Genomic DNA, 19,652 nt, shown 5'->3' on the forward strand with positions numbered 1-19,652 from the left:
ATCGATGTTCGCCTGATAGATTACCTTGTATGGATATATTCATAATTCATATTGAAACGAAGGATACTGCATTCATATGGTCCTAGTATTACGGCAAGATCATCTGATTCAGCAGCATACTCTTCTTCTGTTAATAAAAGAGAGATTTTTTTTCCGCGTAATGGAAAGGGGAGAAGAAATTGTGCTTCCTTGTCACTCTTATTGATAACCGTTAAAAGAATTTCCTCTTCCTCTTTTGTATAATAGGCTAAACAGGAATCAGACTGGGATAGAAAATAAAAAGTGCCATTATTGATAAGAGGGGAACTTTGTTTGCGTACTTGAATCAATCGCTTAACAAATTCTTTTAGCTCCGTATCATGCTCTTCTGTATTCCAAGGCATACATTTTCGACATCCAGGATCGCTGCCGCCACCTAAGCCGATTTCATCTCCATAATATATACAAGGGGTGCCAGGGTAGGTGAAAAGAAAGGTAAATAAAAGCCTCACTCGTTCTTTCCGGTAGCTGCATTCATGAAGAATTCGTGGTGTATCATGACTGCCGATAATATTAAATAATACATTATTGACTGTATCTGGATAGGCTTGTAAGGTTGTGGTCATTTCTTCCATAAATTGTTGAGGGGAAATCATATCATATGCAAAAAATTGTAATGCTTTTGTTAGTAATGGATAATTCATTACCGAATCAAATTGATCTCCTCTTAACCACGGTAAGGAATCATGCCAAATTTCCCCGAGAATGAAAATGTCAGGCTTTAGTGATTTTACAACAGATCGGAAGGAACGCCAAAATTCATGGTCAATCTCATTGGCAACATCTAAGCGCCAGCCATCAATATCACATTCTGTAATCCAATATTTCGCTACATGAAGTAGATATTCTTTTACTTCTGGATTGGCTGTATTAAATTTAGGCATGGCTTCATAGAAACCGAATGTTTCATAATGCAGCATATCATTTTCTTTTAACGGAAATTTATGTATATGGAACCAATCTTTATAGCGTGAACGCTCTTCATTCTTTAGTACATCTTGAAAGGGCGGAAAATGATAGCCGCAATGATTGAAAACGGCATCAAGCATCACTCGAATTCCTCGATTATGACATTCTTTCACAAGGTACTTAAGCATCTCCCTATCGCCAAATTGCGGGTCTACTTCTAAATAGTTAATCGTATCGTATTTATGATTGCTTTTAGCGTGAAAAATTGGAGTAAGATAAATCCCCGTAATCCCAAGGTCTGTAAGATAGTCTAGGGAGTCCATAATACCTTGAAAGTCTCCGCCGAAGAAATTATATAAGCCAGGCTCCTCTTGTCCCCATTGTGCAGTATCAACTGGATTTAAAGAGCTATCCCCATTGCGGAAACGCTCTGGAAAAATTTGATACCAAATCGTTTGTGATACCCAAGATGGTGGAGTAAAAACGTCTTTCAGATGAAGATATGGCAAGCAAAAGTAAAAGCCAGCATCTTCTGGAATAAATGGAAAGAATCCCTTTTCGGTATAAGTTACTTGCTGTTCCGAATCTCGGAGAATAAAGCCATAGCGAACTCTTTTTTTATTTGTTATCGTACAATGCCAATAATCAAATAGAGAATCAGAACCGCTTTTTTCCATCGATAACCGCTGGGATACCCACTGATAGTCGACTATTTCGTATTGATCTCCATAGATTAATTCTATTTCAGTGACATTTGCCTTTTTTGTCCGGATCCGGATATGGAGAGCGTCTTTATTTTGTAAATAACAGTAATTATCTCCACTGCGATGGTAAATAGAGGCTAAATCAATCACTTTTCTCACACTCCCTTTGTAATCTTGCTATCTCTTTTGCCACTAGTGTTGCCAGTTTAGCTAGATTTTAAAAGGAGAGAAGCGAATTGTTTACATTAAAAAAAATCGCTCGCAAAATGCATGCGAGCGATTCTGAGTGAATTTATATAAAAAGATTAGCCGTTAACAATCGTACCGCCGTTGACATGGATAACCTGTCCAGTTACATAGGTAGAATCATTGCTAGCTAAATATACATACGCTGGGGCAAGTTCACAAGGTTGGCCAGCACGTTTAAAAGGAGTATTTCCTCCAAAAGAAGCAACTTGCTCACTATCAAAAGTAGATGGGATAAGTGGCGTCCAAATTGGCCCTGGTGCTACCCCATTGACTCGAATTCCTTGTTCCGCAAGAGAGCCTGATAAGGAACGAGTGAAAGCCGTAATAGCTCCTTTTGTTGCGGAATAATCAATTAATGTCTCATTACCTTTATACGCAGTAATAGACGTTGTATTAATAATCGCATCTCCTTTTTGTAAGTGGGGCAGAGTGGCTTTTGTTAAGTGAAACATTGAGAAAATATTGGTGCGGAAAGTTTTTTCTAATTGTTCTGACGTGATATCTAGAATGCTTGATTGTGGATGTTGCTCTGCAGCATTATTTACAAGAATATTAACCTTGCCAAATTCTGAAACGGTCTTTTTTACAACCTCTTTACAGAAGCTTTCATCACCAATATCCCCAGCAAGCAGTAAGCATTTTACTCCTTCAGCTTCGACTAATTCTTTCGTCTTTTGGGCATCGTCATGCTCATCTAAGTATACGATAGTGATATCAGCACCTTCTTTTGCATAATAGATAGCAACAGAACGGCCAATCCCACTATCGCCTCCAGTGATGATGGCAGTTTTTCCTTTTAATTTTTCAGAGCCTCTATAAGAGGGATCGACATCTTTAGGTATAGGATTCATCTCTGTCTGAATGCCTGGCTGCTGATCTTGATGCTGTGGTGGAAATGTTTGTTGTAATTGTTCCTTATTACTATTAGTCAATTCAATCACTCCTTCTAATTCTGTACATGTTTACTTATTTTTCCCAAATTCTTTTAAATAAACATGGTAAAAATAGGGTTGAGTGATATGGAGTTGTGGAAATGAAGGGGTAAGCATGATGAAAGTTGTTTGATTAAAGTGGTGTTCCTTTGTTTAATGAACACCATAAATATCTTGTTTTGAAAGAAAAGTGGTGTTCATCCGCCTGATGAACGCTATAAAAACCTTTTTTTGAAAGAAAAGGGGCGTTCATCCGCCTGATGAACGCCATAAATACCTTGTTTTGAAAGAAAAGGGGCGTTCATCCGCCTGATGAACGCCATAAAAACCTTTTTTTGAAAGAAAAGTGGTGTTCATCCGCCTGATGAACGCTATAAATATCTTGTTTTGAAAGAAAAGTGGTGTTCATCCGCCTGATGAACGCCATAAAAACCTTTTTTTGAAAGAAAAGTGGTGTTCATACACATGATGAGCACCATAAATATCTTGTGCTGAAAGAAAAGTGGCGTTCACCAGCTTGGTGTCCGCTGTTATTTTTCATTAACGATAATTGACAAACTGTACATCAATCGTAATTTTTGATTCTTCTTTCACAGCAGCAATAATTTTTTGTAAATCATCACGGCTTTTAGCAGTAACCCGAATTTGATCGTCCTGTTGTTGAGTTTTCACTTTTAAGCCACTGTTTTTAATTAATGAATTAATAATTTTGGCATTATCTCGATCAATTCCCTGCACTAATTTCGCTCTTTGACGAACTGTACCGCCGGAAGCACCTTCGATTTTGCCATAATCCAAGTTTTTAATAGGAATACCACGTTTAAACATTTTGCTAATAAGAACATCTTTAAGCTGTTCTAATTTATATTCATCATCTGAAACAAGAACCAATTCTTCTTTATCCAGCGTCACATTACTCTTGCTACCTTTAAAATCATACCGATTTTGAATTTCTTTCATTGCAAGCTGGACAGCATTCGTAACCTCTGAAAAATCTACCTTGGATACAATGTCAAATGAACTTTCTTTTGCCATATTTACCTCCTGATTAATTGGAATTTAACACAAATTAAAAGCAACTCTGTAGTAAATCCAATTTCTTTTATGCTTGTATTATAGTAAAATGTAGCAGTTGTAACAACTTTAGGCATGAAGTATTCGTTAATAAGGGAATAATTAGGATAGCAGAATATAGATAAAGTTGAAATAGACAAGAATTTAAGGAGGAAACAAAATGTCGTTAAGAGATTATATGGGACGCGTAGAAATATTAACAGTTGCTAGGATTGCATCTTTTGGGTATTTTTTGACAATTGAAGAGGAAGACGAAGATGTGCTTTTACACTTCAGTGAAACTGATCAAAAATTTGAAGAGGGGGATGAAGTCCGCGTTTTTATATATAGTGATTCACAGGGAAGAGCTTGCTCAAGTACCTTTATTCCGTCCATTGCAGTAGGTAAATACGATTGGGTGAAAGTAACAGACCGCAAAGAAGGAATTGGCTGTTTCTTTGATATAGGGCTAAAAAAGGACATGCTATTAGGGGAAGATGATTTACCAGTACATGAAGAGGTATGGCCAGAAGTGGGCGATATGCTTTATATAACATTAAAGGTAAATAAGAATAACTATTTATATGTAAAACCAGCAACGGATCCTATTATTGAAGAAATGGCAGCAAAAGCAACAAGAGAAGATTTTAATAAAAATATTCATGGGTATATTTATCGAACAGCAAAAGTAGGAAGCTGGATTTATACAGCAGAAGGCTTTAAAGGATTTATTCATGAATCTGAGCGAGGCAAGGAACCAAGATTAGGGGAAAAAGTAAATGGGCGTATCATTGATGTTAAGCTAGATGGAACTGTAAATGTTTCATTATTGCCGAGAAAAGAAGAAGCGCTTGATAAAGATTCCCAACTAATCTTAGACTATTTAATAACTCGTAAAGGCGCAATGCCTTATGGGGATAAGAGTATGCCTGAGGACATTAAGGAACGTTTTAATTTAAGTAAAGGTTCGTTCAAACGAGCGCTTGGGAGACTAATGAAAGAAAATAAAGTGTACCAAGAAGAAGGCTGGACGTATTTAAAGGAAGATAATCAAAATAATTAAAATGTAGGCGGATATAAGGGGATTTCAAAGTGGTTATAGCTTTGGAATGCCTTTTTTATTTAGAAAGATCTAGGAATTCAGGAGGTGCTCGCCTCAGAGCCCGTTTCGGCAGTAGAGAACGATAAAAGGGAAGAGAGAAGCAATCTCAGAGCCCGTTTTGGGAAAGAGAAAGCTAAAAGGGAACAGAGAACTCGCCTCAGAGCCCGTTTTGGGAAAAGAGAAAGCTAAAAGGGAACAGAGAACTCGCCTCAGAGCCCGTTTTGGGAAAAGAGAAAGCTAAAAGGGAACAGAGAACTCGCCTCAGAGCCTGTTTGGTAAAAGAGAAAGCTAAAACGGGAACAGAGAAACCACCTCAGAGCCCTTTTCCGCAAAACGGAATAGAGTATGATTTCGATAACTTTCCATCAGCTAGAGGTAGTGCCAAAACTGAACTGAAATCTTTCAATCAAAAAGAACTGCCTATAATCTGGCAGCTCTTTTTCTTATTCATCTAGCAACCATCTTCTTACAAATGATCTGTCTTTTTACTGTATTGATGTTTGCCTTTTTTGCGGTTTTTTTCACGCATCATGTTCTTTTCATGACGCAATGCATTATTGTCTTTTGCTTTTTTATCATTATCAGAAGTATGTGGCATAAAAAAATACTCCTTTCAACGTCAGCTTTTGTTCAGTTAGAACATTGTTAGTATGAGTGAAAGAAGTAAATTTTATACTTTTTACCGTGCTTATTCAGGTAGCTTATTTAAGAAGAAAATAGCGATTGTTCCAGCACCAGTGTGTGAGCCTACAGATGCGCCGATAGAGGAAATGAATACATCTTTTGGTTGGAATTTTTCCATAATCATTTCTTTTACTTCCACAGCTGTTGCTTCATCATCTGCGTGACTGATCGCGAACACTTGTTGATCCAGCTTATCTCCTCGTTCTGCTATTAGGTCAATCATTCTGCGCAGGAGTTTCTTTTTCCCGCGGATTTTTTCAAGAGGAACGAGTTTCCCGTCTTCTACATGTAATAAAGGCTTTATATTTAGTAATCCGCCAAGGAATGCAGAGGCCTTCGAAACACGTCCGCCTTTTGCTAAATATTCTAGATCTTCGACAGTAAATAAGTGCTCCATATGCTCGCATAAGAATTGGAGTCGTGGTATAATTTCACTTACGTCTTTACCTTGATCGCGGAGTTTCACTGCTTCTTGAACCACTAAACCAGCACCTAATGATGCACATTTGCTATCAATGATGGTTAAAGCAAAGTCGGGATATTCCTCCTTTACTTGCTCTGAAATCATTACTGCTGTTTGGTATGTTCCAGATAATTGCGAAGAAAAAGCAATATAAATACCTTTTTCATTATTTTGAGCTAATGTTGTAAAAACATCTTTAAATAAAGCTGGCGAAACTTGTGATGTTTTTGGAACTTGTCCACTGCGTATAGCATTATAAACAGTAGCTGGTTCAATCGTTTTTAAATCCTCGTATTCTTTACCGTCTAAGTTAACCTTTAGCGGTAATAGTGTAACCTCGTTCTTCTCATAATAGGATAGAGGTAAATCACTCGCACTATCTGCTAGGATTTTAAAAGTCATATTCATTCCACTTCTTTCTTTTTTTTATAAAAACATATGGTTATTGGAGTACGGTTATGATAAATAACGATAATCTCTTTGAAAATGCCTTGTTTTTTGAAAACAAGGCATACTTATTTGTAGTTTATAAAACTTTTAGAGAAAAAACAAATGAATAGTTAAAGTAAAAATAGTAAAAATTACTATATATCGTATTGGAGGACACTTATGTATTGGTTATTAACAAAAAAATTAATCGTTGTTATCTTTGGAGCGCTATTAAATGCGATTGCTATGAATTTTTTCTTGATACCTGCTGATGTATATGCCAGCGGTTTTGCAGGAGTGGCTCAGCTTATATCCAAAATTACGCCTATTTCTACAGGGCTTTTACTATTTATCCTGAATGTTCCAATTGCAATAGTTGGTTGGATTAAAGTCGGAAAATCATTTACCTTCTTTAGTTTTTTAAGTGTTGCTTTTATGTCTTTATTTATGGAAATCATTCCGGAAACAAGCTATTCCCATGATATATTGTTAAATGCTGTATTTGGCGGTGTCATTGCGGCTGTGGGGGTTGGATTAACGTTAAAGTGGGGTGCATCAACAGGAGGCATGGACATTATCGCTATGATTCTGTCCCGTGTACAGGATAAGCCTGTCGGTACTTATTTCTTTATTCTAAATGGAGCTATTATTATCACAGCAGGTGCTATGTTCGGATGGGAAAAAGCGTTATATACGCTCGTTAATCTATATGCAGCAACGAAAGTGATTGATACGATACATACAGCCCATCAAAAATTAACGGTAATGATTATTACGAAGAAAACAGCTGAGCTAAAAGTAGCAATCCATGAAAAATTAGTAAGAGGAATTACGATTTTGCCAGCAAGAGGAGCATTTTCCAATGAGCCAAAGGAAATGCTAATGATTGTCGTGACTCGTTATGAGCTATTTGATATCGAACGAATCATTAAAGAAGTGGATCCCCAAGCATTTACAAATGTTGTGCAAACAACAGCCGTACTAGGTTTCTTTAGAAAAGCTTAAAGGAGGAACGATATTGAAAAAAACGACTGTCGTATTCTTATGCATGTTAATTAGCAGCTTCCTGCCGTTTCTTACCATAACAGCAGCAGCTAACTCAGGAAAAGAGCAAGTCAAGATAGAAGATGTAACTGTTAGTGGTACAAGAGGGAATTATCTTGTGGAAGGAAAAGCAACTACGACAGGCACCATTTTTTATTCTGTCGAAGATGGTCACAATGAATTCATCGCAAACCAGAAATTACAAGTTAGTAATAACCAATTCTCACTGCAAATTCATATAGAGGAAAAAGATTTACCGACGAATGGAACAATCATTATATTTTTTTCTGAAGAGGGAAGAGATCCCTATTCCGTAGTGCTAGAAACATTTTCGTAATTGGTATAAAAAAGCGAATTGCTACTCCGGAGTAAACTTTCGGTAATGAAAAAGCAGCCCCTAAAAGGCCGTTCTCCCAAGCATTTGTTTTTCTATCGCTTATGGAGGGTTCCTTCTTGGACTGCTTTTTTATTAGTGTGTCTGAATTTGCTCTAGCTCTTTTTGTAATGCAGCTAATTGGTGTTGTTCGGCTGATGTGGTATTTGCGTAAGCAGAGCTTATGGCATTTTTTGCTTTATCCACTAAGCCATCATTACCATTTCCATATTTAGCTGCCTCAACTGCTTGTCTGGCTTCTTGAAAAAGTCTATTTCCCATTTATTCTAATCCTCCATGAGACTGTCTTTCATTTGACATTTTATAGCTCTCAGCTTCAGCATATGTCATATGATAAGGGATACGTTCGGAATGCTTGGATACGGAATCTACTCCTTGTTGTACGAAGCGTTTCGATTTATTTCGTTTTCCCATTGATGATCCCTCCGAGTGTTAGAGTATAATTGGAAAGACAGAAAGAAGCATTGATTTTCCCGGAAACAGTAGTGACTGTTTCGCTTATAGTATGGACGATATTTTAGTCTTTAAAGACGGTAATGATAACCAGCTTTAGCGAACACGAAGATTTAAAGCTTCGTTTAAATATACAGCAATTCCGTCTTCTTCATTGGATAAAGTAACATCCTTAGCAAGGGTCTTTAGTTCATCAATCGCATTTCCCATAGCAACACCTTTACCGGCATACTCAATCATTTCAAAATCATTGTCTTCATCGCCGAATGCGATAATATTTCTTTGTGGGATTTGGTAGTAATCAGAAACTTTTTGTAAGCCAATCGCTTTATTTATTCCTAATTTAACAATTTCGATTACATGAAATGGATCTGCCCAGCGGCGATGTTCAATTAGATCGGCGTGAACTTCAGATAAATGCTTGCGAATGGCTGCAACATGTTCTTCCTCCGCATGAATAAGGATAGAAGTAGGTGCTGCTTCTAAAAATTCTAATAAATTTCCGACAGTTACTTTTGGATTTCCTAATGAAAAAATATCAATCAATTTCTCATCGTGATAATGATAATAAACCTCATCCATTACTTCCGCAATAATATTGTGAAATGAGTAATCATTGCAGGCGGCGACAATATCCCTTGCTGTTTGTATATCAAGGGGAGAATGATAAAATCCCCAATCGGTATCCTTTGGATGATGAATAAAAGCTCCATTAAAGTTAACGATAGGAGTATGTAAATTTAATTCATGATAAATCGCTTCACTTGCGCGGAAGGGTCTCCCTGTTGCAATCATTACTTCATGACCATCCTCCATTGCTTTTTGGATGACTTTTTTGGTAAGAGGAGAAATAGTTTTATCGTCTTTTAATAACGTTCCGTCAAGGTCTAAGGCAATTAGATGTTTTTCTGTCATAATGTCTCCTTTAGTGTCAATATAGTAATTTTTATTCTAGCTTTAAGGGGCGTAATTTTCGAAAAAAAAGCCACTTCATGTTACACTTACTTATACATATAAAATATTATTACACTTTATTCGTTAATTCTACTTTCACTTATGTTAAGTTATGTAAAATCAATGATAGAGATAAATCCCTTTCTATTCTTTGCCGTTTTTTCGCTTATGGCATGATTAGGGGGAAATAACAGTCCTTAAAGTCCGATTGGTTTCCCTAATCATCAAAGAGGAAGTTATCCTTTATTTTACATGAATCATTTATTTTTTTCCAAAAAGGAGGGCTGAACGATGATTTTGGTTGAAAAATTACATATAGAGGAAATACCTGTACTGCATATTGTAAAAAAAGACCACTATGATCAAAAACGACCATATATTCAATTTACCCATGGCTTCACTAGTGCAAAGGAACACAATCTTCATTTCGCTTATCATTTAGCAGAGAAGGGGTTTCGTGTTGTATTGCCTGATTGTTTGTATCATGGAGAGCGAGACCAAGGATTATCAGCGATGGAATTAAACATGCATTTCTGGAATATCGTGATGAAAACGATTGAGGAAATAGAAGTGATAAAAGATTATTTCAGCGAAAAAGAGCTAATCGATGAACAATATATTGGGATTGTAGGAACAAGTATGGGGGGAATCGTTACATTAGGTGCATTAAGAAAGTATCCTTGGATTAATACGGCAGTAAGCTTGATGGGAATGCCATATTATGAGAAATTTGCCCATTATACCATTTCGGAAGTAAAGAAGAGGGGCTACGAGCTTCCATTAAGTGATTATGAAATTGAAGATTTAATTAAACAGTTAGAGGAATTGGACCTAAGTAAGGCACCAGAAATGTTACAAAAACGTCCTCTTATGTTCTGGCATGGTAAAAAAGATGAAGTTGTTCCTTATGCTTATTCCCACCAATTTTATGAGCATATAAAACCTTTATATAAAGATGCGCCAGATCGCCTAAAATACCTTTCTGAAGATAATACTGGCCATAAGGTAAGCAGAAGAGCCATGCTGAAAACGGTGGAATGGTTTGAGAAACATTTAGCAGAAGGATTAGTAAAAGCGTGATTCAAATCCTTTTTTTAAATCATAATTATTTGTTATAGTGTAACTATAAAGATAAAGCTTCCTTTTTAGAAGATAGATAAATACGTTTTACCATAAATAAAAATAAGGGGTGCCTTTGAATGAATGAAGAATTAAAAGACAGTATAATGGGTGCACTAGAGCTTGTTATCGATCCGGAGCTTGGAATTGATATTGTAAACTTAGGATTAGTTTATGACTTAGAACTGAATGATGAGGGATTATTGGTTGTAACCATGACGCTAACTGCAATGGGATGTCCGCTCGCAGGCGTTATTGTGGATCAAGTAAAAGCAGCTTTAACAGATATTCCAGAAGTTAAAGATACAGAAGTAAATATCGTTTGGTCGCCAGCTTGGACAAAAGATAGAATGTCCAGATATGCAAAAATTGCCTTAGGCGTACGATAAACCGTGAGTGAGGAAGAAGGGAAACCTTCTTTTTTTCTTTGTTTTTAATATACTGTATATTATGAAAAATGGTATGATAAAAAGATAAATGTGAAACTTTGGTGAATGTATAGGGAAAGGGAGTAAGCATGATATGAAGGATCTTTTAAATCGCCCATTGAGAGATTTGCGCATTAGTGTGATTGATCGTTGCAATTTAAGGTGTCAATACTGCATGCCGAAAGAAATTTTTGGTCCAGATTATCCCTTTCTTCCTCCAAGTGAATTATTAACTTATGATGAGATAGAAAGAATAGCTAGGATATTTGTAAAATTGGGAGTCGAGAAGATTAGGTTAACTGGTGGAGAACCATTGTTACGCAAGGACTTGCCAGTGCTAATTGCCAGACTTATTCAACTAGAAGGTCTAGAGGATATTGCATTGACTACAAATGGAATTTTTCTTCCTAAATATGCCCGTGATTTAAAGCAGGCTGGTCTTAAGCGAGTAAATATTAGTTTAGATAGTATAAATGATGAATTATTTGGTCAGATGAATGGACGCAATGTAGGGGTAGCTCCCGTAAAAAAAGGAATAGAGGCAGCGCAAAATGCTGGCTTAAGTATAAAAATAAACATGGTAATCAAAAAAGGAATGAACGATTCCGAAATAATTCCAATGGCAACCTATTGTAAAGAAAATGAGCTAGAACTTCGCTTTATTGAATATATGGATGTTGGCAGTACTAACGGATGGAAAATGAAGGATGTTATTACCAAAAAAGAAATATATGCGAAATTACAAGAGTCTTTTGAATTGGAGCCTGTAGAGGCTGATTATTTTGGGGAAGTAGCTAAAAAGTATAAATATAAGGATGCAAGTGTGCTGGTCGGCTTCATTACCTCCGTTTCCGAATCGTTTTGCTCTAGCTGTACAAGAGCGCGGCTCTCTGCAAATGGCCAACTATATACCTGTCTTTTTAATGGGAATGGCCATAATATTCGTGATTTTCTTAGAGAAGGAGCAGATGATCCAGCTTTAGAAGGCTTTATAAAAAACATTTGGGAACAAAGAAGGGATCGTTATTCCGATGAAAGAACGGAAGAAACAGTAAAACAGCGAAAAAAAGTCGAAATGTCTTATATAGGCGGATAAAATGCCACAAATTAAATGACAAAATCAACAGAAGAGATTTGGAGGAATGGTGGAAGGATATACATCATTCTTTTTGGTTCATGGAAATAAGGAGTGAAAGTCGATGACAGTGGAAAATAGAGTTCCTATCCTAATAGAAGAGGCAATAAGCAGAGTGATGGAACACAAGAGAGAAGGAGAAAAGGAATATGTTTCAATCTATCATTGCAATGGCCGTTATTTAAGTGAAGATATAAAAGCAATACATGATGTGCCTAAATTTAATCGTTCCAGCTATGATGGATTTGCAATACGAGCAAAAGATACAAATGGAGCATCATGTGAAATGCCTGTTGAGTTTGAAATAATTGATGAAATTGGTGCTGGGCAAGTTTCGACCAAAAAAATAGGTGAGTACCAAGCAATCAGGATTATGACAGGAGCCATGTTACCACGTGATGCCGATGCAGTAGTTATGCTTGAGAAGACGGTAGAGCGGAAAAAAAATGGCCAAACATATATAAAAATAGATCATATGTTACATAAAGGAGAAAATATCTCTTTTCAAGGAGAGGATGTAAAAAAGGGGGAAGTCTTATTAAAAAAAGGAACTAAAATCAATCCAGGAGTAGTGGCGGTTTTAGCAACATTTGGTATAGAACAAGTTCCAGTTGCCAAAAAACCAACTATAGGTTTATTTGCAACTGGAACGGAATTATTGGAAGTGCATGAGGAACTGGAGGAAGGAAAAATAAGGAACAGCAATGCCTATATGATACTAGCACAAATTGAACGAGCAGGAGCGGTTCCTCGCTATTTCGGCAAGTTGCCAGATGTCATGGAAACAAGTTTTGAAGCTATTCGCCAAAAAATAGATTCGGTTGACATGTTGATAACAACAGGTGGTGTTTCAGTTGGCGATTATGATTTATTGCCAGAAATTTACCGTAAGCTTGGAGCAGAAGTTCTTTTTAATAAAATTGCGATGAGGCCTGGCAGTGTCACTACGGTAGCGAATTTAAATGGAAAATTATTATTTGGACTTTCAGGGAACCCATCTGCTTGCTATGTTGGTTTTGAGTTATTTACAAATCCGATCATAAAAAGCCTTTTATTTATAGAAAACCCGCGCTTACCTATTGTGGACGCGGTATTAAAAGAGAATTTCCCAGATGCCAATTCCTTTACTCGACTTATTAGAAGTAAGGTATCTATTGTAAATGGAAAGATAGAAACTCGGACTAGCGGTATGGACAAATCAAATATTGTTAGTAGTTTGGCATCTGCCAATGGGCTTACAATTTTGCCAGGAGGGGAATCTGGATACAAATGTGGGGATATAGTAAAGGTAATACTGTTGGAAGAGGTTCAGAATCAATTATTATTGTAGATCGGAAAAAGAAGAGCATTTTCATCTAAGAGACTGCTCTTCTTTTTAATTTTTTTAAGGGATCATCCAAGAAAGTACATTGTGTTGCAGGAAAGTAATGAGACATACTATTAATAGTAGGAATACACTATGTTTTAAGGTAAAGCGTAGTAGCTCGGATTCTTTACCAGCAAGACCAACAGCTGCACAAGCTACAGCGATAGATTGTGGAGATATCATTTTTCCAGTAACTCCTCCACTTGAGTTAGCTGCAATAGCAAGGACAGGATCCATACCAACAGACATTGAAGTTACTTTTTGCAGATTTCCAAACATTAAATTGGCAGATGTGTCAGATCCAGTAATAAATACACCAAGCCACCCCAATACGGGAGAAAAAAATGGAAATAAAGCTCCTGTCTTAGCTAAGGTCATTCCAAGTGTTGTAGACATACCAGAGGCATTTGTTACATAGGCAAAACCGACTACAGATGAAATGGTTAAAATTGGAAATTTCAACTCATGAAGGGTCTCCTTTGCTGTTGCATACACATCTTTCCAAGAAAGGCGGGCAATATATTTTGTTACAATACAAGAAAATAAAATGGCAGTTCCGGCAGCTCCTAACACTTCTAATTTGAAAATAGCTGCAACTGCTTCACCAGTGCCATTAATAATTTTATTGTTAAGTAATGGAACTTCTGGCAGAAAAGTCAATCGTTCCCCCAACCCATTAATACCTTTTAAAATAAAATTTGTCCCTTCATAATGGCCAGTTAGTGCATTTTTTATAACAGGTATCCCCCAAAGGGAAATGAAAGCAGTTAATACTAAAAAAGGAGACCATGCATGAAAAATCTGACCAGGAGAGTATGTAGGATCTGGAGCTTTTTTTATCTCAGCTGAAGCGGCTGTTTCTAATTCACCTTTAAATCGGAAAATTGTTTTTGGTTTCCAGAACTTTAGTAAAATAACTAATGCAAATAAGGAAACTAACGCAGATAAAATATCAGGCAATTCAGGTCCGAGGAAGTTAGAAGATAAATATTGTGTAAGTGCAAATGATATACCTGATACTAAAATAGCAGGAAGTACTTCCCATACACGTTTAAAACCCGCCATAATAATGACAAGATAAAACGGAATGAATACGGAAATAAAAGGCAATTGTCGACCAACCATTTTTGATATTTCAAAAGCCGGAATACCAGTTGGTCCCTCAACAGCAGTAATTGGGATACCTATCGCTCCGAATGCAACAGGTGCCGTGTTAGCTAATAAACAGATGCCTGCAGCATATAATGGATTAAAGCCTAATCCAGCTAAAAGAGCAGCAGAAATAGCAACAGGTGCTCCAAAGCCAGCAGCGCCTTCTAAAAATGCCCCAAATGAGAAAGCTACAAGCAATGCTTGAAGTCTACGATCCTCTGTAATAGACAAAATAAAATTTCGTATGATAGAAAATTGTCCGCTTTTCACTGTTAATTTATATAAAAGCACTGACGTGACAATAATCCAGCCAATAGGTAATAAGCCATAAACAATGCCTTGGCTCGCAGACATAATACTCATTCCAACAGGCATATTGAAAGCGGTTACGGAAAGGAGTAAAGCAAGAAGCAGGGTTGTAATTCCAGCCATATGTCCCTTCATGCGTTTGATGGCAAGTGCCCAAAAAAAATATAAGATTGGAATTACGGCAGCTATCGCGGATAATGCTAAATTGTCGCCAACAGCAGTGAAGTCTTGAGTAAACGTCATTATTTCAGCCCCCTTAATTTTTTACTTACGATTTCTTTCTAATGAATGTTTGATCTAAATTATCAGATGAAGTAATCGTTATCATAAATAAATTGTAAAATATTAGGTCATCTGATGACTCGATGAACCTATTATAAAATGAGAGTTTTTAAAAAACAACATAAAATTGACAATATTATGTCTTTTTTTATGCAAAATGTAACTTTTAGCAGTATAATAACAATAAAAAGGATGAACGCGTTGGAGGTAGAACGATGGAATTTAAGCAGATCCGTCCAAAAAAAATTTATGAAGAAATTGCAGAAGCCTTGCATGAAGGAATTCGCTCAGGAGCTTTAAAGCCTGGAGAAAAGTTGGCATCTGTACAGCAGCTTGCCGAAAACTTCCAAGTAAGCCGTTCAGCCGTAAGGGAAGCACTTTCCGCATTAAAAGCTAAAGGGTTAATTGAAATGAAGCAAGGGGAAGGTACTTATGTGAAAAGGTTTGAAGCCGATCAAATTTCTTTTTCTTTTCCTACAGCAATTTTGATGAAGGAAAAAGATCTAAATCACCTCCTTGAAGTAAGAAGGATTATGGAGGTAGGTGCTGCAGCTGCAGCAGCGAATAAACGTACAAACGAAGATTTGCAAAAAATGAAACAGGCGCTAGAAGAAATGAAACAGGCAAATGGAGTAGAAGAATTAGGTGAAAAGTCAGATTTAAACTTCCATTTAGGCGTAGCAGCAGCTTCACAAAATCCTTTGCTGGTAAATTTATTGCTCAACGTTTCTGATATAATGCAGGAAGCAATGAAAGAAACAAGACGTTTATGGCTGTTTTCTAAACAAACAACAACGGAACGACTTTATGAGGAACATCTTACTATTTATGAGTCTATTTTAGAAAAAAACGCGGAAAAAGCGAGTGAGGCGATGCTTTATCATTTACAAAAGGTAGAAGCAGTGCTTCAAAAGTATTTTGCTGAAAAAGAACAGAAGGTATGATCCGCTATTGCAAAATTGATATTTGCATTTTTTATTCTTGCAAATTTTAGCGACAAAGTCTATATTAATGAAAGCGCTTCATGGAAATATTTATTTAAAATTACTGTAATGAGGATGGAACATAAAATATATAGGACTTGGTATAAACCGCTGTTTATTTAGACATACATAATCTCAAATGTCTCACTAATCCCAGCTGAGTATGCTTGTGTTCTGGTTGTTCCAACCTTCCAACTAATTCATTTTTCTAAAATCTACTAATTTTTAGGAAGTAGTCTAAATAAGCAAAATCAAATAGGGGGGAAGTATGTAACTCTTTTTATCTATTTATCGTGAGCCAGTCTTATTGTAAACAAGTCATCTGATGACCTGTTCATAGGAATATAAACATCAAATGGGTAGTACATTTATTCTTAAAAAGGGGATATTTAGGATGAAAGTGACATTATTTGCTACATGTCTAGTTGATATGTTTCAAAGTGATGTGGGAAAAGCAACGGTGGAATTATTAGAAAGACTAGGATGTGAAATCGATTTTCCTGCGACACAAATATGCTGTGGCCAGCCATCTTATAATAGTGGGTATGTAAAGGAAACAAAGGAAGTGATGAAAACAATGATGAAATCCTTCCAAGATGCAGAATATATTGTCTGCCCTTCTGGTTCTTGTGCCTATATGTTCCATGAGTATCAGCATATTTTTAAAGGGGATCCAGTATGGGAGCCCATTGCAAAAGAACTTGCTGCTAAAACATTTGAACTAACACAGTTTATTGTTGATGTTTTAAAAGTGGAAGATGTGGGAGCAACTTTCAATGGGAAGGTCACCTATCATACATCCTGCCATATGACGAGATTACTAGGGGTAAAAGAGGCTCCTATTAAGCTATTAAAAAATGTAAAAGGAGTAGAGTATACTGAATTACCATTAAAAGAGAATTGCTGTGGTTTTGGAGGAACTTTTTCTGTGAAAATGGGGCAAATATCTGAGCAGATGGTGGACGAAAAGGTAGCTTGTGTAGAATCAACAAATGCCGAGTATGTAGTTAGTGCAGATGCAGGCTGCTTAATGAATATTGGGGGAAGAATTACTCGCAAGGGTAAACCAATTAAAGCTTTACATATAGCAGAAATTTTAAATAGTCGAGCCTAACAGGGGGATGAAAAGCTATGTCGATGAAAACAAGTTCACAAAAATTTAAAGATAGGGTGTCTACAGAACTAGGAAATGACTTTATGCGTGGAGCTGTCTCCAAAGCACAGCAAACGATTCAAACGAGAAAAAACAATGTGACAGAGGCAATGGGAAACTGGGAGGATTGGCGTTCGCACGGGGAAGAAATTCGCCAGCATGTTTTAGAAAATTTAGATTATTATTTATATGAATTAAGCGAACAGGTGGCAAAACGTGGCGGTCATGTCTATTTTGCTAAAACGGCAGAAGAGGCAAGTGCCTATATTGAACAAGTGGCAAGAGATAAAAACGTGAAAAAAGTAGTAAAAGCAAAGTCTATGGTAACGGAGGAAATCTCGTTAAATCAAAAGTTAGAAGAGGCAGGCTGTGAAGTAATTGAAACAGATTTAGGAGAATATATTCTGCAAGTAGATGACCATGATCCTCCATCTCATATTGTGGTTCCGGCCTTGCATAAAAATAAAGAACAAATCCGGGATGTATTCACAAAAAAATTAAACTATACAAATACTGAAAAGCCAGAAGAATTAGCATGGCATGCAAGACAAGTGCTTCGAAATCAATATTTAACGGCAGATATGGGAATTACAGGCTGCAATTTTGCTGTAGCAGAAACAGGCTCGATTACACTCGTAACAAATGAAGGTAACGCTGATTTAGTTGCAGCACTTCCGAAAACACAAGTTGTCGTAATGGGAATGGAGCGCATTGTTCCCACGTTTAATGAAATGGAAGTATTAGTGGGGATGTTGACAAGAAGTGCCGTTGGCCAAAAGCTTACAAGTTATGTAACAACATTAACGGGTCCAAAAGAAGCTGGGGATGTGGACGGACCAGAGGACTTTCATCTAGTGATTGTAGATAATGGTCGTTCAGATATTTTAGGTGGAGCGTTTCAATCTGTTCTCCAATGTATTCGCTGTGCAGCATGTGTAAATGTTTGCCCTGTATATAGACAGGTTGGTGGACATTCCTATGGCTCTATTTACTCTGGACCAATTGGAGCAGTACTTTCTCCACTATTAGGTGGATATGAAGAATATAAAGAGCTTCCCTATGCTTCTACTCTTTGTGCTGCATGTACAGATGCATGCCCAGTTAAAATCCCGCTTCATGAGCTGCTGCATAAGCATCGACAAGTAATAGTCGAAAAGGAAGGGAAAGCCCCAATCTCTGAAAAAATGATATTCAAAGCATTTGGCATCGGTGCTTCTTCGCCAAAGCTGTATAATATAGGCTCGAAAATCGCACCAGCTATGACGAAACCATTAGTAAAAGGAGACAAGATTACAAAAGGGATCGGAATGTTAAAAGAATGGACAGATATTCGTGATCTTCCTGCCCCAAATAAAGAGAGATTTCGTGATTGGTTCAAGAATCGAGAGAAGGAGGAGGAAAAATAATGACAGGAACAATCCATAACAGAGATGCTTTTCTTGAAACCATTGCGTCGAGATTGGGCAGACAAAGAAAAATAAAACTTGAAAAGCCAAAATGGAATTATTGCCCACAAGAAGAAGTGCTTAAAGATGCGTCAAAGGATGAGTTAGTTGAAGTATTAAAATCCCAATGTACACTTATTCATACTGATTTAGTCATTACTTCACAAAAGGAATTGAACCATACACTTCATCATTTAATAAAAGAATTTGGTGGCGGGAAGATTGTTACTTGGAAAGATCCACGTTATCAGCAATATGGATTAGAACCACTATTAAAAGAGAAACTGCCTGATGAGAATATCGATGTCTTTGAATGGGATGCCTCCTTAGGAAAAGAAAATATTTCTAAAGCAGAACAAGCGAATATAGGGATTACCATAAGTGAACTTACGTTAGCGGAATCAGGTACTGTTGTTGTGTATAGTGGAAAAGATCGTGGCAGAACAGTTAGTTTTTTACCTATAAATAGTATTGTAATCGTTCCAAAAAGTACAATTGTGCCAAGAATGACGCAAGCAGCAAAAGTTTTACGGGAAAAAGTACAAAACGGAGAAGTACTCCCATCTTGTATTAATTATATCACGGGGCCAAGTAACTCAGCAGATATTGAAATGGATTTAGTAGTTGGTGTTCACGGACCTGTAAAAGCTGCCTATATTGTGGTAGAAGATCTATAGATAAGCATTTTGTGAAAATTTCTGACACCACGAGATAAAACCCTCATATGATGATGTTGTTAAATGAATTTCTATTGACGGAAATTTTAGGAAGAGAATGAGAGATGGATATTTGATTAGATTGTTTTTATAAATTTTGCTGTTTAGTGCCTGCAGTCTGAATACACTTCCCTTTCGACAGTCACTCGAGTATT

General features: G+C 36.8%; 20 protein-coding genes. 11 read left to right on the forward strand and 9 right to left on the reverse strand.

What is annotated here, in order from left to right; genetic code table 11:
* Window positions 1-20: 20 nt before the first annotated feature.
* The 3 genes from C2I06_RS00395 to C2I06_RS00405 all read right to left on the reverse strand — a co-directional run bounded on the left by C2I06_RS00395 (window position 21) and on the right by C2I06_RS00405 (window position 3,868).
* Window positions 21-1,799 (reverse strand): alpha-glycosidase, encoded by a 1,779-nt coding sequence (locus C2I06_RS00395; RefSeq protein ID WP_123259084.1) that lies wholly within the window; start codon window positions 1,797-1,799, stop codon window positions 21-23.
* A gap of 158 nt (window positions 1,800-1,957) precedes the next feature.
* On the reverse strand, window positions 1,958-2,833 hold the full coding sequence (locus C2I06_RS00400) for an SDR family oxidoreductase (protein WP_095330053.1): 876 nt from the start codon (window positions 2,831-2,833) through the stop codon (window positions 1,958-1,960).
* 540 nt (window positions 2,834-3,373) lie between these two features.
* Window positions 3,374-3,868, reverse strand: coding sequence for a YajQ family cyclic di-GMP-binding protein (locus C2I06_RS00405; protein ID WP_123257234.1), 495 nt, complete (start codon window positions 3,866-3,868; stop codon window positions 3,374-3,376).
* Window positions 3,869-4,067: 199 nt separating this feature from the next.
* Between C2I06_RS00405 and C2I06_RS00410 the strand changes: the two genes are divergently transcribed.
* Complete coding sequence (locus tag C2I06_RS00410; RefSeq protein ID WP_095330052.1) at window positions 4,068-4,949, forward strand: CvfB family protein; 882 nt, start codon at window positions 4,068-4,070, stop codon at window positions 4,947-4,949.
* 505 nt (window positions 4,950-5,454) lie between these two features.
* Here C2I06_RS00410 and C2I06_RS00420 read toward each other — a convergent pair.
* Entirely contained in the window at window positions 5,455-5,586 is a 132-nt protein-coding gene (locus C2I06_RS00420) for a DUF3941 domain-containing protein (protein ID WP_082138337.1), read from the reverse strand.
* 90 nt (window positions 5,587-5,676) lie between these two features.
* Window positions 5,677-6,537 (reverse strand): DegV family protein, encoded by an 861-nt coding sequence (locus C2I06_RS00425; RefSeq protein ID WP_123257236.1) that lies wholly within the window; start codon window positions 6,535-6,537, stop codon window positions 5,677-5,679.
* Between the two features lie 207 nt (window positions 6,538-6,744).
* Between C2I06_RS00425 and C2I06_RS00430 the strand changes: the two genes are divergently transcribed.
* On the forward strand, window positions 6,745-7,569 hold the full coding sequence (locus C2I06_RS00430; RefSeq protein ID WP_095330043.1) for a YitT family protein: 825 nt from the start codon (window positions 6,745-6,747) through the stop codon (window positions 7,567-7,569).
* A 13-nt stretch (window positions 7,570-7,582) separates the two neighbouring features.
* Window positions 7,583-7,945 (forward strand): hypothetical protein, encoded by a 363-nt coding sequence (locus C2I06_RS00435; RefSeq protein WP_095330042.1) that lies wholly within the window; start codon window positions 7,583-7,585, stop codon window positions 7,943-7,945.
* Between the two features lie 132 nt (window positions 7,946-8,077).
* Here the strand turns inward: C2I06_RS00435 and C2I06_RS00440 are convergent, their stop codons facing one another.
* The 3 genes from C2I06_RS00440 to C2I06_RS00445 form a co-directional block, all read right to left on the reverse strand.
* Entirely contained in the window at window positions 8,078-8,263 is a 186-nt protein-coding gene (locus C2I06_RS00440; RefSeq protein WP_095258823.1) for a DUF3813 domain-containing protein, read from the reverse strand.
* Window positions 8,264-8,416, reverse strand: coding sequence for a hypothetical protein (locus tag C2I06_RS24785; protein WP_162837581.1), 153 nt, complete (start codon window positions 8,414-8,416; stop codon window positions 8,264-8,266).
* Window positions 8,417-8,551: 135 nt separating this feature from the next.
* Window positions 8,552-9,370, reverse strand: a complete 819-nt coding sequence (locus C2I06_RS00445) for a Cof-type HAD-IIB family hydrolase (protein ID WP_095330041.1) — start codon at window positions 9,368-9,370, stop codon at window positions 8,552-8,554.
* 330 nt (window positions 9,371-9,700) lie between these two features.
* On the opposite strand from C2I06_RS00445, the gene C2I06_RS00450 reads away from it, so the two are divergent.
* From C2I06_RS00450 to C2I06_RS00465, 4 genes are all read left to right on the forward strand, one after another.
* On the forward strand, window positions 9,701-10,489 hold the full coding sequence (locus tag C2I06_RS00450) for an alpha/beta fold hydrolase (protein ID WP_095330040.1): 789 nt from the start codon (window positions 9,701-9,703) through the stop codon (window positions 10,487-10,489).
* Between the two features lie 119 nt (window positions 10,490-10,608).
* Entirely contained in the window at window positions 10,609-10,917 is a 309-nt protein-coding gene (locus tag C2I06_RS00455) for a metal-sulfur cluster assembly factor (protein WP_095330039.1), read from the forward strand.
* A gap of 133 nt (window positions 10,918-11,050) precedes the next feature.
* Window positions 11,051-12,052, forward strand: a complete 1,002-nt coding sequence (moaA, locus tag C2I06_RS00460; RefSeq protein ID WP_095330038.1) for a GTP 3',8-cyclase MoaA — start codon at window positions 11,051-11,053, stop codon at window positions 12,050-12,052.
* Between the two features lie 103 nt (window positions 12,053-12,155).
* Window positions 12,156-13,421: a molybdopterin molybdotransferase MoeA gene (locus tag C2I06_RS00465; RefSeq protein WP_123257237.1), complete on the forward strand. Its 1,266-nt coding sequence runs from the start codon at window positions 12,156-12,158 to the stop codon at window positions 13,419-13,421.
* Between the two features lie 54 nt (window positions 13,422-13,475).
* On the opposite strand, the gene C2I06_RS00470 is transcribed toward C2I06_RS00465, so the two are convergent.
* Window positions 13,476-15,161, reverse strand: a complete 1,686-nt coding sequence (locus tag C2I06_RS00470) for an L-lactate permease (protein WP_123257238.1) — start codon at window positions 15,159-15,161, stop codon at window positions 13,476-13,478.
* 254 nt (window positions 15,162-15,415) lie between these two features.
* Between C2I06_RS00470 and C2I06_RS00475 the strand changes: the two genes are divergently transcribed.
* The 4 genes from C2I06_RS00475 to C2I06_RS00490 all read left to right on the forward strand — a co-directional run bounded on the left by C2I06_RS00475 (window position 15,416) and on the right by C2I06_RS00490 (window position 19,458).
* Window positions 15,416-16,144 (forward strand): FadR/GntR family transcriptional regulator, encoded by a 729-nt coding sequence (locus tag C2I06_RS00475; RefSeq protein WP_095330035.1) that lies wholly within the window; start codon window positions 15,416-15,418, stop codon window positions 16,142-16,144.
* 433 nt (window positions 16,145-16,577) lie between these two features.
* Entirely contained in the window at window positions 16,578-17,297 is a 720-nt protein-coding gene (locus tag C2I06_RS00480) for a (Fe-S)-binding protein (protein WP_123257239.1), read from the forward strand.
* A gap of 17 nt (window positions 17,298-17,314) precedes the next feature.
* Window positions 17,315-18,742, forward strand: a complete 1,428-nt coding sequence (locus C2I06_RS00485) for a LutB/LldF family L-lactate oxidation iron-sulfur protein (protein WP_095330033.1) — start codon at window positions 17,315-17,317, stop codon at window positions 18,740-18,742.
* Window positions 18,742-19,458 carry a LutC/YkgG family protein gene (locus tag C2I06_RS00490; protein WP_095330032.1) on the forward strand — a complete coding sequence of 239 codons (717 nt, stop codon included), beginning with the start codon at window positions 18,742-18,744 and terminating at the stop codon, window positions 19,456-19,458. The genes C2I06_RS00485 and C2I06_RS00490 overlap by 1 nt, the downstream gene beginning before the upstream one ends.
* Window positions 19,459-19,652: the final 194 nt, after the last annotated feature.

It is taken from the genome of Niallia circulans, from assembly GCF_003726095.1.
Taxonomy (GTDB): domain Bacteria; phylum Bacillota; class Bacilli; order Bacillales; family Cytobacillaceae; genus Niallia; species Niallia circulans_A.

What these genes read in the sequence shown, in the direction of transcription:
- C2I06_RS00445 (WP_095330041.1), bottom strand. Translation starts at nt 9,370, where the DNA reads ATGACAGAAAAACATCTAATTGCCTTAGACCTTGACGGAACGTTATTA.
- C2I06_RS00475 (WP_095330035.1), top strand. Translation starts at nt 15,416, where the DNA reads ATGGAATTTAAGCAGATCCGTCCAAAAAAAATTTATGAAGAAATTGCA.
- C2I06_RS00405 (WP_123257234.1), bottom strand. Translation starts at nt 3,868, where the DNA reads ATGGCAAAAGAAAGTTCATTTGACATTGTATCCAAGGTAGATTTTTCA.
- C2I06_RS00480 (WP_123257239.1), top strand. Translation starts at nt 16,578, where the DNA reads ATGAAAGTGACATTATTTGCTACATGTCTAGTTGATATGTTTCAAAGT.
- C2I06_RS00470 (WP_123257238.1), bottom strand. Translation starts at nt 15,161, where the DNA reads ATGACGTTTACTCAAGACTTCACTGCTGTTGGCGACAATTTAGCATTA.
- C2I06_RS00410 (WP_095330052.1), top strand. Translation starts at nt 4,068, where the DNA reads ATGTCGTTAAGAGATTATATGGGACGCGTAGAAATATTAACAGTTGCT.
- C2I06_RS00425 (WP_123257236.1), bottom strand. Translation starts at nt 6,537, where the DNA reads ATGACTTTTAAAATCCTAGCAGATAGTGCGAGTGATTTACCTCTATCC.
- moaA (WP_095330038.1), top strand. Translation starts at nt 11,051, where the DNA reads ATGAAGGATCTTTTAAATCGCCCATTGAGAGATTTGCGCATTAGTGTG.
- C2I06_RS00450 (WP_095330040.1), top strand. Translation starts at nt 9,701, where the DNA reads ATGATTTTGGTTGAAAAATTACATATAGAGGAAATACCTGTACTGCAT.
- C2I06_RS00465 (WP_123257237.1), top strand. Translation starts at nt 12,156, where the DNA reads ATGACAGTGGAAAATAGAGTTCCTATCCTAATAGAAGAGGCAATAAGC.
- C2I06_RS00490 (WP_095330032.1), top strand. Translation starts at nt 18,742, where the DNA reads ATGACAGGAACAATCCATAACAGAGATGCTTTTCTTGAAACCATTGCG.
- C2I06_RS00430 (WP_095330043.1), top strand. Translation starts at nt 6,745, where the DNA reads ATGTATTGGTTATTAACAAAAAAATTAATCGTTGTTATCTTTGGAGCG.
- C2I06_RS00420 (WP_082138337.1), bottom strand. Translation starts at nt 5,586, where the DNA reads ATGCCACATACTTCTGATAATGATAAAAAAGCAAAAGACAATAATGCA.
- C2I06_RS00440 (WP_095258823.1), bottom strand. Translation starts at nt 8,263, where the DNA reads ATGGGAAATAGACTTTTTCAAGAAGCCAGACAAGCAGTTGAGGCAGCT.
- C2I06_RS00455 (WP_095330039.1), top strand. Translation starts at nt 10,609, where the DNA reads ATGAATGAAGAATTAAAAGACAGTATAATGGGTGCACTAGAGCTTGTT.
- C2I06_RS24785 (WP_162837581.1), bottom strand. Translation starts at nt 8,416, where the DNA reads ATGGGAAAACGAAATAAATCGAAACGCTTCGTACAACAAGGAGTAGAT.
- C2I06_RS00485 (WP_095330033.1), top strand. Translation starts at nt 17,315, where the DNA reads ATGTCGATGAAAACAAGTTCACAAAAATTTAAAGATAGGGTGTCTACA.